The 16,324-nt window shown below is 65.6% G+C and carries 17 protein-coding genes; 14 read left to right on the top strand and 3 right to left on the bottom strand.

The features are described 5' to 3' along the window. The 10 genes from ACE5CZ_RS01140 to dnaE form a co-directional block, all read left to right on the top strand. Positions 1–888 (top strand): glutamate ligase domain-containing protein (locus tag ACE5CZ_RS01140; RefSeq protein WP_374945517.1); only part of this gene is annotated, 888 nt, incomplete at its 5' end. After that, entirely contained in the window at positions 885–2,015 is a 1,131-nt protein-coding gene (locus tag ACE5CZ_RS01135) for an FtsQ-type POTRA domain-containing protein (protein ID WP_374945516.1), read from the top strand. The genes ACE5CZ_RS01140 and ACE5CZ_RS01135, both read left to right, overlap by 4 nt. Positions 2,016–2,184: 169 nt before the next feature. After that, a complete protein-coding gene (ftsZ, locus tag ACE5CZ_RS01130; RefSeq protein ID WP_374945515.1) occupies positions 2,185–3,366 on the top strand; it encodes a cell division protein FtsZ in 1,182 nt (393 codons plus the stop codon). Continuing rightward, positions 3,363–4,034 (top strand): YggS family pyridoxal phosphate-dependent enzyme, encoded by a 672-nt coding sequence (locus ACE5CZ_RS01125; protein ID WP_374945514.1) that lies wholly within the window; start codon positions 3,363–3,365, stop codon positions 4,032–4,034. Before ftsZ ends, ACE5CZ_RS01125 begins: the two co-directional genes overlap by 4 nt. 41 nt (positions 4,035–4,075) lie before the next feature. Further along, a complete protein-coding gene (locus ACE5CZ_RS01120) occupies positions 4,076–4,564 on the top strand; it encodes a cell division protein SepF (protein WP_374945513.1) in 489 nt (162 codons plus the stop codon). 7 nt (positions 4,565–4,571) lie between these two features. Continuing rightward, the gene (locus tag ACE5CZ_RS01115) at positions 4,572–4,880 is read left to right on the top strand and encodes a YggT family protein (RefSeq protein ID WP_374945512.1); all 309 of its coding nucleotides are present in this window, start codon (positions 4,572–4,574) and stop codon (positions 4,878–4,880) included. 127 nt (positions 4,881–5,007) lie between these two features. Further along, the gene (locus ACE5CZ_RS01110) at positions 5,008–5,658 is read left to right on the top strand and encodes a DivIVA domain-containing protein (RefSeq protein ID WP_374945511.1); all 651 of its coding nucleotides are present in this window, start codon (positions 5,008–5,010) and stop codon (positions 5,656–5,658) included. Beyond that, positions 5,648–6,223 (top strand): signal peptidase II, encoded by a 576-nt coding sequence (gene lspA / locus ACE5CZ_RS01105; RefSeq protein WP_374945510.1) that lies wholly within the window; start codon positions 5,648–5,650, stop codon positions 6,221–6,223. The genes ACE5CZ_RS01110 and lspA overlap by 11 nt, the downstream gene beginning before the upstream one ends. Next, positions 6,223–7,146 carry an RluA family pseudouridine synthase gene (locus tag ACE5CZ_RS01100; RefSeq protein ID WP_374945509.1) on the top strand — a complete coding sequence of 308 codons (924 nt, stop codon included), beginning with the start codon at positions 6,223–6,225 and terminating at the stop codon, positions 7,144–7,146. Before lspA ends, ACE5CZ_RS01100 begins: the two co-directional genes overlap by 1 nt. Positions 7,147–7,261: 115 nt before the next feature. Next, a complete protein-coding gene (dnaE, locus tag ACE5CZ_RS01095) occupies positions 7,262–10,729 on the top strand; it encodes a DNA polymerase III subunit alpha (protein ID WP_374945519.1) in 3,468 nt (1,155 codons plus the stop codon). Between the two features lie 3 nt (positions 10,730–10,732). Here dnaE and ACE5CZ_RS01090 read toward each other — a convergent pair whose 3' ends face one another. Then, on the bottom strand, positions 10,733–11,203 hold the full coding sequence (locus tag ACE5CZ_RS01090; protein WP_374945518.1) for a flavin reductase family protein: 471 nt from the start codon (positions 11,201–11,203) through the stop codon (positions 10,733–10,735). A 151-nt stretch (positions 11,204–11,354) separates the two neighbouring features. Here ACE5CZ_RS01090 and hisD point away from each other — a divergent pair, with 151 nt between their 5' ends. Genes hisD through ACE5CZ_RS01075 form a run of 3 tightly spaced genes read left to right on the top strand, consistent with a single transcriptional unit; the run spans position 11,355 to position 14,212 of the window. Continuing rightward, positions 11,355–12,671 (top strand): histidinol dehydrogenase, encoded by a 1,317-nt coding sequence (hisD, locus tag ACE5CZ_RS01085; RefSeq protein WP_374945508.1) that lies wholly within the window; start codon positions 11,355–11,357, stop codon positions 12,669–12,671. Between the two features lie 12 nt (positions 12,672–12,683). After that, positions 12,684–13,172: a transcriptional regulator NrdR gene (gene nrdR / locus ACE5CZ_RS01080; RefSeq protein ID WP_374945507.1), complete on the top strand. Its 489-nt coding sequence runs from the start codon at positions 12,684–12,686 to the stop codon at positions 13,170–13,172. Beyond that, positions 13,172–14,212 (top strand): quinone-dependent dihydroorotate dehydrogenase, encoded by a 1,041-nt coding sequence (locus tag ACE5CZ_RS01075; RefSeq protein WP_374945506.1) that lies wholly within the window; start codon positions 13,172–13,174, stop codon positions 14,210–14,212. The genes nrdR and ACE5CZ_RS01075 overlap by 1 nt, the downstream gene beginning before the upstream one ends. 24 nt (positions 14,213–14,236) lie before the next feature. Here the strand turns inward: ACE5CZ_RS01075 and ACE5CZ_RS01070 are convergent, their stop codons facing one another. Together ACE5CZ_RS01070 and ACE5CZ_RS01065 are read right to left on the bottom strand one after the other, a co-directional pair. Next, the gene (locus tag ACE5CZ_RS01070; RefSeq protein WP_374945505.1) at positions 14,237–14,668 is read right to left on the bottom strand and encodes a YdeI/OmpD-associated family protein; all 432 of its coding nucleotides are present in this window, start codon (positions 14,666–14,668) and stop codon (positions 14,237–14,239) included. 38 nt (positions 14,669–14,706) lie between these two features. After that, entirely contained in the window at positions 14,707–15,288 is a 582-nt protein-coding gene (locus ACE5CZ_RS01065) for a DUF3043 domain-containing protein (protein ID WP_374945504.1), read from the bottom strand. 46 nt (positions 15,289–15,334) lie between these two features. Between ACE5CZ_RS01065 and ACE5CZ_RS01060 the strand changes: the two genes are divergently transcribed. Further along, a partial coding sequence (locus ACE5CZ_RS01060) for a M20/M25/M40 family metallo-hydrolase (RefSeq protein ID WP_374945503.1) occupies positions 15,335–16,324 on the top strand: 990 nt, incomplete at its 3' end.

Genomic DNA, 16,324 nt, shown 5'->3' with positions numbered 1-16,324 from the left:
TCGTTCCTTCTCTACGACAAGTCGGTCGCGCTCATCACGAACGTCGACCCCGATCACCTCGACCACTACGGATCGGTGGCCGCGGTCGAAGACGCTTTCGTGACCTTCGCCGACGAGGCGAGAGAGCTCGTCGTGATCTCGACCGACGACGATGGGGCCGTTCGCGTGTCAGAGCGCCTCAAGGCCGGCCGAGTTCTGACGTTCGGCGAGAACGCTAGCGCCGACGTGCGCCTGCACTCGGTCGAGACCGGCGACACCGTCGCCTTCAAGATCGGCTACCTCGGCCACGACTACCCGGGTTCTCTGCTCGTTCCCGGTCGGCACAATGCGCTGAACGCGGCCGGCGCCTTCGCGGTTCTGGTCGGCCTGGGCTTCGATGCGGCCGAGACACTGGATGCGATCGCCCGCTTCGGCGGAACGGGTCGCCGATTCGAGCTGCACGACACGGTTCGGGGAGTGAGCGTCTACGACGACTACGCGCATCACCCCACAGAGGTGGCGGCCGCCCTGACGGCGGCGCGCACCGTCGTCGGCGAAGGGCGCATCATCGCCGTGCACCAGCCCCACCTCTATTCGCGAACCCAGCTGATGGCCGGCGAGTTCGCCGAAACCCTCGAGCGCACGGCCGACTTCACGATCGTGCTCGATGTGTGCGGAGCGCGCGAAGATCCGGTTCCGGGAGTGACGGGTGCGTTGGTCTCCGAACGCTTCTCCGACACCGGCGCCGTGCGCTACATCGCCGACTGGCAGCAGGCCGCAGACTTCATGGCGTCGATCGCCCAGCCCGGCGACTTCGTGGTGACCCTGGGCTGCGGCGATGTCAACCTCATCGTGCCGCAGTTGCTCGACGCGCTGGCCCGCGAGACTCAGGTGCCGCCCGCGGCATGAAACGTCCTCCTGGCGTGACCCCGCCGCCCGCCGGGCCTCCGCGGGACGAGCATCCGGTTGTGCGCGCAGAGCCGCAGCGGCCGGCGCCCGGCATGCGACGATCGAAGAACGCACCAAAATCAGTCGATGCCGCAGCGAGGGCGACGAGCGAGTCGATCCCCGAAGCGATCACCGAGCCGATCGACATCGTCCCCGTCGGCGGCACGTCCGCGACGAAGACCGGTTCCGCATCCGGCTTTTCCGGGCTGCCGCCGCTGCCCGACGTATCGATGGATGAGCCACGTGGCCCAGCCACCGGCGGCGGCGAAAGCCCCAAGCCGTGGTGGCTCACCCGGCGTACCGATCCCACGGTCGAGGATGCCGCCGCCGCGGAGAAGAATCTCGCGCGCGCCGAGAGACGCCGCCGCACCTATGAGCGAGCCGAAGCGCGGCGGTTCACGGAGGCCACCCGGACACGTCGCCGCAAGTACCTCTTGGGCCTTGCGGGCGCTGCCGGGCTCGTGTTGCTCGTGGTCCTGACCGCGTATTCACCCCTGCTCGCAGTGCGTACGATCACGGTCGAGGGTGCGTCCCGCGTCGACGCGGCCGCGGTGTCGGCGGCGCTCGAGAACCAACTGGGGCGACCGCTCACCCTGGTCGATTTCGGGGAGGTCAAAGAATCCCTCGCGACGTTCCCGCTCATCCAGAGCTACGTCACCGAGGCCAGGCCCCCCGACACCCTCGTGGTGCGCATCGTCGAGAGGCGTCCTGTGGTGACGGTCGCCGCAGACGGCGCGTTCGCCCTTGTGGATGCCGCGGGCGTCGTCGTCGAAACGACGCCGGCACGAGCAGCGGGTTATCCGATCATCGACGTCGCAGCCACTCCGGTGGAATCCCCGGGTTTCGCCGCGGCAAGTCAGGTTCTTCTGGCATTGACTCCCGAGTTTCTCGCCCAGGTCGACTCGGTGGGAGCGCCGACGCCCGATTCCGTGACGCTCGTCTTGGCGAACGGTCAGCGAATCGTGTGGGGGAGCGCCGAGGACTCCGCACTCAAGGCCCGAATTCTCGCCGGCATGATCTCGAATCCCGCCATTCCGAACGTCACCGAGTATGACGTCTCTTCGCCCGAGGCGCCGATCACCCACTGACCGCGCCGACGCGAACCGCGGCACGCGGAGTTCGGGGTTCAGTTCGCGACACGCGGGGCCTGTGCGGGTCAAGGACAGGGCGGCCCCCGTAGGTTCGACACAAAGAAATACATACTCGATATAACTTTAAGTCTCAGCTAGAGGTTTAGGGTTCCAGCGGAGGCCGGACGTGACAACCAACCAGAACTATCTCGCAGTCATCAAAGTTGTCGGCATCGGCGGCGGGGGCGTCAACGCCGTCAACCGCATGATCGAGCTCGGACTGCGCGGTGTCGAGTTCATCGCCATCAACACCGACGCGCAGGCTCTGCTCATGAGCGACGCCGACGTGAAGCTCGACGTCGGCCGTGAGCTCACCCGCGGACTCGGCGCCGGAGCCGACCCCGAGGTGGGGCGGCGCGCCGCCGAAGACCACGCCGAAGAGATCGAAGAGGCGCTCTCCGGTGCCGACATGGTCTTCGTTACCGCGGGCGAGGGTGGCGGAACCGGAACAGGCGGCGCTCCCGTCGTCGCGCGCATCGCGAAGTCCATCGGCGCGCTGACCATCGGTGTCGTGACCAAGCCGTTCGGCTTCGAGGGCAAGCGACGTGCGGCGCAGGCCGAAGACGGCGTCGCGACCCTCAAGAACGAGGTCGACACGCTCATCGTCGTACCCAACGATCGTCTGCTCGAGATCAGCGATCGCGGCATCAGCATGCTCGAGGCCTTCTCGACAGCCGACCAGGTTCTTCTCGCCGGCGTGCAGGGCATAACCGACCTCATCACGACGCCCGGACTCATCAATCTCGACTTCGCCGATGTGAAAAGCGTCATGCAAGGCGCCGGTTCGGCCCTCATGGGCATCGGTTCGTCGCGCGGGGCGGACAGGGCGATCAAGGCCGCAGAACTCGCGGTGGCCTCGCCGCTTCTCGAGGCGAGCATCGAGGGCGCACACGGCGTTCTGCTCTCCATCCAGGGCGGTTCGAACCTCGGAATCTTCGAGATCAATGATGCCGCGAAGCTCGTGCAGGATGCGGTGCACCCCGAGGCGAACATCATCTTCGGCGCGGTCATCGACGACACCCTCGGCGACGAGGTCCGCGTCACCGTTATCGCGGCCGGCTTCGACGGTGGTGACACCACCGTCGAGCGCCGCGGAAGCTTCGTCGCGTCGTCCGACGAAAAAGATCCCTACGGTCCGGGCGGAACGGCCATCTCGACACTCGCTCCCGTGCGTCACGCCGAGGAACGGCCGGCCGAGACGCCGTCGTGGTCGCAGACGGGCGAACACCACCTCACCGGCGCAGTCGCCTTCGACCCTGCATCTGAAGACGACGACACCGACCTGGACGTTCCCGACTTCCTCAAGTGAGCCTCGACGACCGACTCTCCGAGGTCACCGACCGGGTCGCAGCCGCTGCGGCCCGGTCGGGGAGGAGCGCCGACGAACTCACGATCATCCCGGTCACGAAGTTCCACCCGGCGTCGCTCGTGCGCGAACTATACGGGCTCGGTGTTCGCGACGTCGCAGAGAATCGTCACCAGGAGGCACGCGAGAAAGCCATCGAGCTCGCCGACTTGATCGACCTGCGCTGGCACTTCGTGGGTCAGCTGCAGGGCAACAAGGCCAGGCAGGTGCGATCATATGCGCGCGTGATCCAGTCGGTCGACCGGGCCACTCTCATCGACGCCCTTGCGTCGCATGACGCCCTGACCTCGATCTTCCTGCAGGTGAACCTCACAGATGATCCCGCCCGCGGGGGAGTCTCACCCGACCAGCTCGACACGCTGACCGAACACGCGCTACGAGCCCCGGGCATCCGCCTCGAAGGCTTGATGGCGGTCGCGCCGCTGGGCGCAGATCCCCGCGCCGCGTTCGCGCGAGTCCGCGAACTGTCCGAACGCATCCGGCTCGTCGCACCCGCCGCGACGTCGATCTCAGCGGGAATGTCGGCCGATTTCGAAGAGGCCATCGCCGAAGGGGCGACACACCTACGAATTGGTACCGCAATCACGGGGAATCGCCCGACGGGCGGTTAATCTTGCGACTAGGCACCTGAACCACAAACCGGAGGAACACAATGGCCAACCCGCTTCGCAAGACGATGGTGTACCTGGGCCTGGCGGACGAAGAGCTGGAGTACGAGACTCCCGCCCCCGGTCCCGTCGCCCCGGTCCCCGCTCCCCAGTCCCACTCGGCGCAGACGCACACCGCACCGGCCGCAACGCGGGCACCGGTTACTCCGTTGCGCAAAACGCACATCCAGAAGAACGCGGCACCCACTGAAATGAACGAGATCCTCACGGTCCACCCCAAGCAATACAAAGATGCGCAGGTCATCGCAGAGAATTTCCGCGAAGGCATTCCCGTCATCATCAACCTGTCGCAGATGACCGATGCCGATGCGCGACGCCTCATCGACTTCGCAGGCGGCCTCTCGCAAGGCCTCTACGGCAAGATCGAGCGTGTGACGAGCAAGGTGTTCCTGCTCTCGCCTTCGCACGTCTCGGTCTCGGGCGACACCACGGCGGACACGCGTGCGGAGTCGTCCTTCTTCGTCCAGTCATAATTGACGAGTGGGTTCACTCGTCATCATCATCGCGACGGTCGCGTATTACGCGCTGCTCGTGTATTTCTTCCTCATGTGGGGGCGCTTCGTCCTCGATCTCGTGCAGAGCTTTCAGCGATCCTGGCGACCTGCCGGGTTCGTGCTGTTCGTGGCCGAGATCGCGTACACGGTCACCGACCCGCCGATCAAGTTCTTCCGGCGTATCATCCCACCGCTCAGGCTCGGGCCCGTGGCGTTCGATTTCGGGTGGAGCATCGTGATGCTCCTCGTGATCATCGCCATGTCCATCGTCAACTTCGTCAGGTATTCCGTGTAGCTCGTTGTAGTCTGTGTCTTGCACAATCGAGACACGTGCCAGCAGGTCTTTCGGCCTGCCGCCGTGTTTATTGCTAGCGTTGGCTAGCGATATCCCCGTTCGTCAAAAGTAATAAAGGTGGAAGAACATGGCGTTAACTCCCGAAGACGTTGTTAACAAGCGCTTCGCGCAGACCAAGTTCCGCGAGGGCTACGACCAGGACGAGGTCGATGACTTCCTGGACGAGGTCGTCGTCGAACTCCGTCGACTGACGCAAGAGAATGACGAGCTCCGCGCTCAGCTCTCCTCAGGCGGCTCCGCTCCGTCGGCGTCGGCCGACGCGCCCGTCGTCTCCGAGCCTGTCGCCGATGAGCCTGTCGCCGACCAGGTCCTTCCTGAACCCGTCGCTGCCGCGCCGGCTCCCGTCTCCGCCGTTCCTGCGCCCGCAGCCGATGATGACGCCGCCTCGACCACCAATCTCCTCCAGCTCGCGCGCCGTCTCCACGACGAGCACGTCAAGGAGGGCGCGGACAAGCGCGACTCGCTCATCGCCGAGGGCCACGCGACCGCCGCGCGCATCGTCGCCGAGGCCGAGACGAAGCAGCGCAATGATCTCGCACGCTTCAACCAGGAGAAGGCGGGCATCGAGCACCGCATCGACGAACTGCGATCGTTCGAGAAGGACTACCGCGTGAAGCTGAAGAGCTACATCGAGGGCCAGCTCCGCGACCTCGACTCGTCGGGCACCGAAGGCGGATCGAGTTCCGCTGCACCCAGCTACACCGGCTTTGGAGGCTAGGACTGCCGCGAAGGCCAGTCCCAGGGTCCTGGTCGTCCTGGTTCTCGTTGCTCTCGCCGCGTTAATCCTCGATCAAGGTTCGAAATACCTCGTCGTCACCACGCTGAAACCGGATGAGGTCGTCCCCGTGCTGGGCGACCTCCTCCAGTTCCAGTTCGTCAAGAATCCGGGTGCCGCTTTCTCCATAGGCAACGCCTACACGTGGATCTTCTCGATTCTCGCGTCTGCGGTCACCCTCTTCATCGTCTGGTTCGCGCGGCGCATCCGATCGCTCGGCTGGGCCGTCGTCTTCGGGCTGCTGCTCGGCGGCGTGCTGGGCAACCTCACGGATCGTCTGTTTCGCGAGCCGGGCTTCGGAATCGGCCACGTGGTCGACTTCCTCCGCATCCCACTGCTGCCGGCCATCTTCAACATCGCCGACTCGGCGATCGTCGTCAGCATGGGTCTCTTCCTCATTCTGACCGTGCGCGGCATCGGCCTCGACGGCTCGCGTCCGGCAAGCCCGGGCGACGAGTCCCGCGAGCTCGAGGAGTCCTCGTCGGCTTCCCAAGCCGAGAACTCCTGATGGCCGAGAGTCGATCTTTTCCTGTTCCCGACGGCCTCGACGGCACACGCGTCGACGCCGCGCTGGCGAAGATGCTCGGATTCTCGCGCACTTTCGCCGCTGAGATCCTCGATGCCGGCGGAGTGAGCGTCGACGGCGTCGTGGTCTCGAAGTCCGACAGGCTGAAGTCTGATTCCTGGCTCGAGGTCACGTGGAGCCCCAAGACCGAGGCCAGGATCGTTCCGATCGACGTTCCCGACCTCGGCATCGTCTACGACGACGACGACATCGTGGTGATCGACAAGCCCGTGGGTGTCGCCGCCCACCCGTCTGTCGGCTGGACCGGCGCGACCGTTCTCGGCGCACTGGCGGGCGCGGGCTTCCGCATCTCCACGAGCGGCGCGTCCGAAAGGGCAGGAATCGTGCACCGGCTCGACGCCGGCACCAGTGGGTTGATGGTCGTCGCGAAGAGCGAAGATGCCTACACCTGGCTCAAGAAGGCCTTCCACGACAGGGAGGTCGACAAGATCTATCACGCGGTTGTGCAGGGGCACCCCGATCCGCTGGCCGGCACGATCGACGCGCCGATCGGACGCCACCCGCGCTCCGATTGGAAGTTCGCGGTGACCGCGGCCGGCAAGCCGAGCGTGACACACTACGAAACCCTCGAGGCGTTCCCGTCGGCGTCACTGCTCGAGGTTCATCTCGAGACGGGCCGCACCCATCAGATTCGCGTGCACATGGCCGCACAGAGGCATCCGTGCGTCGGCGACGCGATGTATGGAGCGGATCCCACGATCTCCGACCGTCTCGGTCTGACGCGTCAGTGGCTGCACGCGAAGCGTCTCGGCTTCGTGCATCCGAGAACCCGCGACTACGTCTCGTTCGAGTCGACGTATCCGCTCGATCTTCTGAACGCGCTCGAGATTCTTCGCGGCGACTGACGTCTCGTGTCGGGGGAGCCGACATAAACTTGAGACCTCACCCCAGCTTCAGTCGGAGTTATCTGTGCCTTCCCACGATTCATTCGTTCACCTTCACGTGCACAGCGAGTACTCGATGCTCGACGGTGCCGCGCGGGTGAAACCGCTGATCGAGGCGGCCGTCGAACAGGGCATGCCGGCCGTCGCCGTGACCGACCACGGAAACGTGTTCGGGGCCTTCGACTTCTGGAAGACTGCGACCGAGGCGGGAATCAAGCCGATCATCGGAACCGAGGCGTACATCACGCCGGGGACGGCCCGCGGCGACAAGACGCGCGTCAAATGGGGTGGGCCGAACTCCGGTCGCGACGACGTCTCCGGCTCGGGTGCGTACACGCACATGACCCTGTTGTCCGAAACCACCGAGGGCATGCACAACCTGTTCCGGCTCTCGTCGCGCGCGTCGATCGAGGGCTACTACTTCAAGCCGCGGATGGACCGCGAACTGTTGAGCATGTACTCGACCGGGCTCATCGCCACGACCGGATGCCCGAGCGGCGAGATCCAGACGCGGCTGCGACTCGGGCAGTACGACGAGGCGCGCAAGGCGGCGAGCGACTACCGCGACATCTTCGGTGCAGAGAACTACTTCGCCGAGATCATGGATCATGGACTGGGCATCGAAAGACAGATCATGCCCGATCTGCTTCGACTCGCGAAAGAGCTCGGCCTGCCGCTGGTCGCAACCAACGACTTGCACTACACGCACGCACACGACGCCACCAGCCACGCTGCGCTGCTCTGCGTGCAGTCGGGTTCGACCCTGTCCGACCCGAATCGATTCAAGTTCGACGCCGACGAGTTCTACCTCAAATCGGCGGCCGAGATGCGCCACCTCTTCCGCGATCACCCTGAAGCGTGCGACAACACCCTGCTCATCGCCGAACGCTGCGAGACCGTCTTCAACACGTCCGCCAACTACATGCCTCGATTCCCGGTGCCCGAAGGGCAGACAGAAGACAGCTGGTTGATCACCGAGGTCGAGGCGGGCCTCATCGCCCGTTATCCCGCCGGTATCCCCGACGACGTGCGGGCACGCGCCGAGTACGAGACGGGCGTCATCCTGCAGATGGGCTTTCCCGGATACTTCCTCGTCGTGGCCGACTTCATCAACTGGTCGAAGAAGAACGGCATCCGAGTTGGTCCGGGCCGCGGATCCGGAGCCGGGTCGATGGTGGCCTACGCCATGAACATCACCGATCTCGATCCCATCAGGCACGGGCTGATCTTCGAGCGGTTCCTCAACCCCGATCGTGTCTCCATGCCCGACTTCGATGTCGACTTCGACGACCGCCGTCGAGGCGAGGTCATCAAATACGTCACCGACAAGTACGGCGACGAACGCGTGGCCCAGATCGTGACCTACGGCACCATCAAGGCCAAGCAGGCCTTGAAGGACTCCTCGCGCGTGCTCGGCTTTCCATTCGGAATGGGCGACAAGCTCACCAAGGCGATGCCCCCACCCATCATGGGAAAAGACATCCCGCTCTCAGGCATCTTCGATTCCCAGCACCCTCGCTACAAAGAGGCCTCCGACATCCGCGCCGTGATCGAAGGCGATCCTGAGGCTCGAACGGTCTTCGACACCGCCGTCGGCATCGAGAACCTCAAGAGGCAGTGGGGTGTCCACGCTGCCGGCGTCATCATGTCGAGCGAGCCGCTCATCGACATCATCCCGATCATGAAGCGGGAGCAGGACGGGCAGATCGTCACCCAGTTCGACTATCCGGCCGCCGAGGCGCTCGGTCTCATCAAGATGGATTTCCTGGGGCTCCGAAACCTCACCATCATCGACGACGCCCTCGACAACATCCAGTCGAACCGCGGTCACAGGCCCGTGCTCGAAGACCTCGAGCTCGACGACGTTCCGTCGTACGAACTGCTGGCCAGGGGAGACACGCTCGGTGTGTTCCAGCTCGACGGCGGCGCCATGCGGTCGCTCCTCAGGCTCATGAAGCCCGACAACTTCGAAGACATCTCGGCCGTGCTCGCGCTGTATAGACCCGGGCCCATGGGAGCCGACTCCCACACCAACTACGCGCTTCGCAAGAACGCCCTGCAGCCGATCACGCCCATTCACGCCGAGCTCGAGGAGCCCCTGTTCGAAGTGCTCGGAACGACCTACGGCCTGATCGTCTATCAGGAGCAGGTCATGTCGATCGCGCAGAAGCTGGCGGGGTTCACGCTCGCCCAGGCCGACCTGCTGCGCCGTGCCATGGGCAAGAAGAAGAAGTCAGAGCTCGACAAGCAGTTCGAGGGCTTCTCGGCGGGCATGAAGGCCAACGGATACTCGATGGCCGCCGTGCAGACCCTCTGGGACATACTGCTGCCGTTCTCCGACTACGCCTTCAACAAGGCGCATTCCGCGGCCTACGGCGTTGTCTCCTACTGGACCGCCTACCTCAAGGCGCACTATCCGGCCGAATACATGGCGGCGCTGCTGACGAGCGTCGGCGACTCGAAAGACAAGATGGCGATCTACCTGAATGAGTGTCGCCGCATGAACATCAAGGTGCTTCCACCCGATGTCAACGAATCGATCGGATTCTTCGCGGCCGTAGGTGAGGACATCCGTTTCGGTCTCGGCGCTGTGCGCAACGTCGGCTTCAACGTCGTCGACGGAATCACAGGCGCCCGCGAGCAGAAAAGCCGTTTCGAGTCGTTCCACGATTTTCTGCGCAAAGTGCCCCTCCCCGTGACGAACAAGCGGGCGATCGAGTCGCTGATCAAAGCGGGCGCGTTCGACTCGCTCGGATCGTCGCGCCGCGCTCTCATGGAGATCCACGAGGATGCGGTCGAGAGCGCCGTCAGCGACAAGAGGGCCGAGGCGAACGGGCAGGTCGGATTCGACTTCGACAGCCTCTGGGACGAGCCGCACGCCGAGAGCCAGGTGCCGGAGCGACCGGAGTGGACGAAGCGCGACAAGCTCGCCTTCGAACGCGAGATGCTCGGCCTCTACGTGTCGGATCACCCCCTGGCGGGCCTGGAGATTCCTCTCGCGAAGCACGCATCGACATCGATCACCGACCTGCTCGCCAACGAGAACACTCAAGACGGAGACCAGGTGACGGTCGCGGGCCTCATCACCAACGTGCAGCACCGCACGGCGCGCAACAGCGGCAACCAGTACGGCATGATCCAGATCGAGGACTTCGGCGGCGAGGTCACGGCGATGTTCATGGGCAAGTCGTACCAGGAGTTCGCGCCGGCCCTGACGAATGACGCGATCGTCGTTGTTCGCGGCCGGGTGAGCATGCGCGACGACGGACTGAATCTGCATGCCTTCAGCCTGTTCTCACCCGACCTCGGCCAGGCCGGCGGCTCCGGTCCTGTCGAGATCTCGCTGACCGAGGCCAGGGCCACCACTGACACGGTGCAGGCACTGAACGACGTGCTGATTCGCCACTCGGGCGACACCGAGGTGCGACTGAAGCTCGTCAAGGGCCAGACGGCGCGCGTCTTCGAGATTCCCTACCCCGTGCGCGTCTCCGCCGATCTCTACGGGGAGTTGAAGTCGCTGCTCGGGCCCAACTGCCTGGCCTGACGCCTAGGCGTGGTCGCCGAGCAGCCTGTATGCGCGCTCGTGGTACAGCAGTGCCTCGTCGTCGTCGCCGAGGCCGCCCTCGACGATCTGAACCGCCACGACCGCGTTGTTGTGCAGGGGCATGCGTCCGATGATGCGACCCACCATCCATGCGGTGACGTCGGTGAGCACCGGAAGGCCGTGCGGCCCAGTGCGCCAGTGGTCACCCTCGAAACGCAGCGCGTGGTCGCCCGACATGATCTCGGCGACAGGTCTGTTACGCGATCCGAGCATGTGGATCGCCACGAATTCGGTCTCGGCGATCGCCCGCCAGGCGCTGGCCGATCGGGCCATGTTGAAGGTCGCCATCGGCGGCACGGCGGAGAGGGACGACAGCGAGGTGGCCGTGAAGCCGACGGGGTCGCCTTCGGGCGAAAGAGCGGTGACCACGGCGACCCCGGCGGCATGACGCCGGAACGCCTGTTTGAAGGCCAGAAGATCGTCGGGGGTCTGCGGTTGGCTCTGCGTGCCCTCGGGAGCTTCAGGCTGAGTCGTATCGGTCACACAGTCCTCCAACGCGACGCAGAGTGTGAGCTATTCCCTGCGGCGGCGGCAACCGGAGAACGGCCAATACAATGAACAGGCCATGATTCAGACGATCGACCTTCGGGGTCACAAGCCTAGCCCTTCAGAACTCATCGACCTGGTGCCTCGTTCGCTCATCGACGTGTCGGTAGCCCAGGTCGCCGCCCAGCAGTTGATAGACGAGGTCGTCGATCGAGGAGAGCAGGCGATCCTCGACCAGGCGCGACGATTCGACGGCGTTTCGCCCCGGTCGATCCGCGTCGCGCAGAGCGAGATCGACGACGCGGTGTCACGGCTCGATCCCGAGGTGCGCTCGGCTCTCGAATCGGCGATCGACCGGGTGCGCCAGGCCACGCGGGCGCAGGTGCCCGCGTCGACGACAACCACACTGGCCACGGGGGCTGTCGTCGAGCAGCGGTGGCAGCCGGTCGACAGGGTCGGACTCTACGTGCCCGGCGGCAAGGCCGTCTATCCGTCGAGCGTTGTCATGAACGTGGTGCCGGCACAGGTGGCCGGGGTCGCATCGATCGCCCTGGTCTCACCCCCGCAGCGGGAATTCGACGGATCTGTGCACCCGACGATCCTCGGGGCCGCGGGCCTGCTGGGTATCCGCGAGGTCTACGCCATGGGGGGCGCCGGGGCGATCGGTGCGCTCGCCCACGGCATCCCGTCGCTCGGCCTCGACCCCGTGCAGGTCATCACCGGGCCCGGCAACGTCTACGTCGCTGCGGCAAAACGCATCGTGCGCGGACGAACCGGCATCGACTCGGAGGCAGGCCCCACCGAGATCCTGGTCATCGCCGACGCGAGCGCCACCGCGGCGTTCGTCGTCGCCGATCTGGTGAGTCAGGCCGAACACGACGAACTCGCCGCGGCCGTGCTGGTGACCGATTCGCCCGAACTCGCCGACTCGGTGCGCTCCCTCCTCGACGATGCGGCACGCTCGACGCGCCACGCCCAAAGGGTCGCGGTCGCTCTCGGAGGTGTCCAATCGGCGATCGTGCTCGTCGACGACCTCGTTGCGGCGGCCGACTTCAGCAACGCCTATAGCCCCGAGCACCTCGAGATCCAGACGAGCGATCCCGACGCGCTCCTTCCCTTGATTCACAGCGCCGGAGCGATCTTCATGGGCTCCTACTCTCCGGTCAGCCTCGGCGACTACCTTGCCGGCTCCAATCATGTGCTTCCCACCGGGGGGCAGTCGCGGTTCTCATCCGGCCTCGGTGCCTACACCTTCCTGCGGCCCCAGCAGATCATCCGCTATGACAGCGCCGCCCTCAGCGAGGTGAGCGGCCGCATCCATGCGCTCGCCGAATCCGAGAACCTTCCGGCCCATGCCGAGGCCGTGGCCGCCCGTTTCAATTCCTCCGACCGTTAGGCCACGTGAGACATGTTCTGCCCGTACTGCCGCTACCCGGATTCTCGCGTCGTCGATTCCCGAACGACCGATGACGGCCTTGCGATCCGGCGCCGACGCCAGTGCCCCGAGTGCGGTCGACGCTTCAGCACGACCGAGACCGCGAGTCTCAACGTCATCAAGCGCAGCGGTGTCGTCGTGCCGTTCAGCCGAGACAAGATCGTGAGCGGCGTGCGCAAAGCATGCCAGGGTCGACCCGTCACCGACTCCGACCTGGCGATCCTGGCCCAGCGAGTCGAAGAGACCGTCAGGCTCAGCGGAGCCGCGCAGATCGAGGCGAACGACATCGGTCTCGCCATCCTGCAGCCTCTTCGCGAACTCGACGAGGTGGCATACCTCAGGTTCGCCAGTGTCTATCAGGGGTTCGATTCGCTCGAGGACTTCGAGGAGGCGATCACGCTTCTGCGGGTCGAGCACGCGGCGTCGCGCTCGATCGACGACAGCCCGGCACCGGTCGAGTGATGTACGCCCTTCTCTTCTCCCTCGTGTTGACCCGCATAGACCCGGAACGGGCCCATCACCTCGCCTTCACGGTGATACGTCTCATCCCGCGCCTCGGAATCGCTCGCCTGCTACAACGATTCACGTATCCGCGGTCATCGCACGCCGTGCACACGCTGGGGCTCGAGTTCGCGACCCCGTTCGGTCTCGCCGCCGGTTTCGACAAGGATGCCCGCGGCATCCGGGGCCTCGGCGCCCTCGGCTTCGGGCACGTCGAGGTGGGCACCATCACGGCGCTCTCTCAGCCCGGCAACGACAGGCCCCGCCTGTTCCGCCTCATCCCCGACAGGGCGGTGGTGAATCGCATGGGGTTCAACAACGGGGGAGCGGCCCAGGCGTCGCTCCGGGTGGCGCGGGCCACGGCGCACCCCGGCCGGCCCGTGATCGGCGTCAACATCGGAAAAAGCCGCGTCGTCGCGGTCGACGATGCGATCGGCGACTACATCGCGAGCACGCGGGCGCTCGCGCCCGTGGCCGACTACCTCGTGGTCAACGTCAGCTCTCCGAACACGCCGGGCCTTCGTGGACTGCAGGAGATCGAGAGGCTGGAGCCGCTGTTGAAGGCTGTCAAGACCGAGGCCGGCAGTACTCCGCTTCTCGTCAAGATCGCGCCCGACCTGACCGACGACGAGGTAAAACGAGTGGCCCGGCTCGTCGTCGAGCTGAGCCTCGACGGCATCATCGCCACGAACACGACGCTGTCGCGTACGGGCCTCCGCACCGACGAGAAGACCATCGAGGCGGCCGGCGCCGGAGGACTGTCCGGGACCCCGCTCGCGGCGAGGTCCCTCGAGGTTTTGCGCGTCATCCGGTCGGTCGTGCCGGCCGAGCTCTGCGTTATCTCCGTCGGCGGGGTCGAGACGGCGCAGGATGTTGCTGAACGTCTGCGAGCGGGAGCGACCCTCGTGCAGGGCTACACGGCTTTTCTGTATGTCGGGCCGCTGTGGGCTCGCCGCGTGAACCGCGGCCTCGACCGACTGATCGCGGCCGATAAGAATTAGCGCCGATCCGCGGGCACGCGTGAATCAGCGCAGTTCGCTGAGGGCGGCGTCGATTCTGCGGGCCCGGGTCGCGTCGGTCTTGGCCGACTCGACCGAGAGCACGATGCGGTTCTGGTTGCTGTACGAGAGCGATTCGAAGCGCGCTTTCGCGTCGCCTTCTTCGCGGAGCGCCTCTGCGAGATCGTCGGGAACCGTGACGGTGCGAGCAGTCGTGTCGGGCTGCAGTTCGACCTCGACCTCGTCGCCACCGGCGACTCCTGCCGCCTGGCGATTGGCGGCGCTGAGGGAGATCATCAGACGGCCCCTGTAGGGCGCGACGCTGCTGCGATAGGTGTGGCCACCCAGAGTGACGACGACAGGAATTCTTTTCGCGGTTCCCAGGGCCGACATCACATGCTCGGGCACTTCGATGCCCGTGTTATTGCCCTCGAGCACGATCGTGGTGATGAACTTCATAGCGAAAGCGGCGTCGGCAGAAGCGGCGTGGTGATTGATCAGGCGGGGTAGTCGCCGCGCTTGACCTGCGGCTTGGGCAGTCGTAGGGGGCGCAGCTGCAGGGCGCGCATCGCCGCGTACCAGCGCACGCCCTTCTCGACTTTGCCCTCGCCGAATTTCGCCTTGAGCTTGCGGGTGACGAGCCAGCCCAGAAGGAGGCTGTCGGCCACGACCAGGATGACGAACGCGTAGAGCGCGAGCATCAGGGCGGTCTGCACCGTGGGATTGGGAACGAGAGTCGCCAGGATGACGGCGAACATCACCGGGATCATGACCTCGCCCAGACTGAACCGAGCGTCGACGTAGTCGCGAATGTACCGACGCTGCGCACCCTTGTCGCGGATGGGGAGGAACTTCTCCTCCCCGTTCGCCATGCCGATGCGCGCCTTGTCGCGGGATTCCTGAAGCTTCGCGCGAGACGCCTTGCGCGCGTCTTTGTTGTCGCCGGCGACGAGGGGCCGCTTGTTGGCGGCCTCGCGCTCTTTACGAGTCGGAGTTGCGTGGCCCTTGCCGCTGAATGGGGCGTCGTCGAAGTTCGCATCGCGCGGTGCGTCGAGAGCGGGGGCTTTGTCTTTGGCCACGATGTACGTCCTTGCCGAAAAGTGCAGAAGTATAAAGTTTACCTCTATGACACAGAACATGGGCACGACATCGTCGAACGACAGCGAGCTGCAGCGGGCGGTGCGCGGCATCGTGCAGCAGAACCTGCCCGCATCCATTTCGGACCTGACCGACCTCGTGCGCATCCCCTCTGTGTCATGGGATGCGTTCGATGGCGCGTTCGTCGCCCAGAGCGCAGAGAAGGTCGCCTCTCTGCTCGAACAGACGGGCGCATTCGACTCCGTCATCGTGTCGCAGGCCGAGACTCCGGAGGGCTCACTCGGACAGCCCGCTGTGCTCGCGTCGCGGCCCGCGAAGAACGGCCGCCCGACAGTGCTTCTCTACGCGCACCACGATGTGCAGCCTCCCGGCGACGATGCCGACTGGCAGTCCGCGCCCTATGAACCCACCATCCGCGGCGATCGCCTGTACGGGCGTGGGGCATCCGACGACAAGGCCGGCGTCGTGTCGCACATCGCGGCGGTTCGCGCCCTCGTCGAGGCGACGCAGAACGAGTTCGACCTGGGACTCGTCGTTTTCATCGAGGGAGAGGAGGAGTTCGGCTCGCGCTCGTTCTCGTCTTTCCTCGACATGCACCGCGACCGCCTCTTCTCCGACGTCATCGTCGTCGCCGACTCCGACAACCTCTCCGTGGACCGACCATCGCTCACGACCTCGCTGCGCGGCCTCGTGGACGCGGAGGTCACCGTCTCGACCCTCGACCACGCGGTGCACTCGGGCCTCAACGGCGGCCCGGTGCCCGACGCCGCGACCGCGCTGGTCCGCCTGCTGGACCGGCTGCGCGCGGAGGACGGGTCGCTCGCGGTCCCCGGCCTGCACGTGGGGGACGTCCCGGACGTCGAGGTCGACGAGGACTCGCTGCGCGCCGGAGCCGGCGTGCTCGAGGGGGTGGCCCTCCTGGGCCACGGACCCCTCGCGCAGCGCCTGTGGCGCAGCCCCTCGGTCACCGTCGTCGGGACGGACCTCACGCAGCTGTCCGCGGCGAGCAACACCCTG

This window comes from Agreia sp., assembly GCF_964263775.1.
Taxonomy (GTDB): Bacteria; Actinomycetota; Actinomycetes; order Actinomycetales; family Microbacteriaceae; genus Agreia.
This window is presented reverse-complemented; position numbering and strand designations above follow the sequence as displayed.

What these genes read in the sequence shown, in the direction of transcription:
- ACE5CZ_RS01100 (WP_374945509.1), top strand. Translation starts at nt 6,223, where the DNA reads ATGGCCGAGAGTCGATCTTTTCCTGTTCCCGACGGCCTCGACGGCACA.
- ACE5CZ_RS01110 (WP_374945511.1), top strand. Translation starts at nt 5,008, where the DNA reads ATGGCGTTAACTCCCGAAGACGTTGTTAACAAGCGCTTCGCGCAGACC.
- nrdR (WP_374945507.1), top strand. Translation starts at nt 12,684, where the DNA reads ATGTTCTGCCCGTACTGCCGCTACCCGGATTCTCGCGTCGTCGATTCC.
- ACE5CZ_RS01070 (WP_374945505.1), bottom strand. Translation starts at nt 14,668, where the DNA reads ATGAAGTTCATCACCACGATCGTGCTCGAGGGCAATAACACGGGCATC.
- ACE5CZ_RS01120 (WP_374945513.1), top strand. Translation starts at nt 4,076, where the DNA reads ATGGCCAACCCGCTTCGCAAGACGATGGTGTACCTGGGCCTGGCGGAC.
- dnaE (WP_374945519.1), top strand. Translation starts at nt 7,262, where the DNA reads ATGCTCGACGGTGCCGCGCGGGTGAAACCGCTGATCGAGGCGGCCGTC.
- hisD (WP_374945508.1), top strand. Translation starts at nt 11,355, where the DNA reads ATGATTCAGACGATCGACCTTCGGGGTCACAAGCCTAGCCCTTCAGAA.
- ACE5CZ_RS01135 (WP_374945516.1), top strand. Translation starts at nt 885, where the DNA reads ATGAAACGTCCTCCTGGCGTGACCCCGCCGCCCGCCGGGCCTCCGCGG.
- ACE5CZ_RS01075 (WP_374945506.1), top strand. Translation starts at nt 13,172, where the DNA reads ATGTACGCCCTTCTCTTCTCCCTCGTGTTGACCCGCATAGACCCGGAA.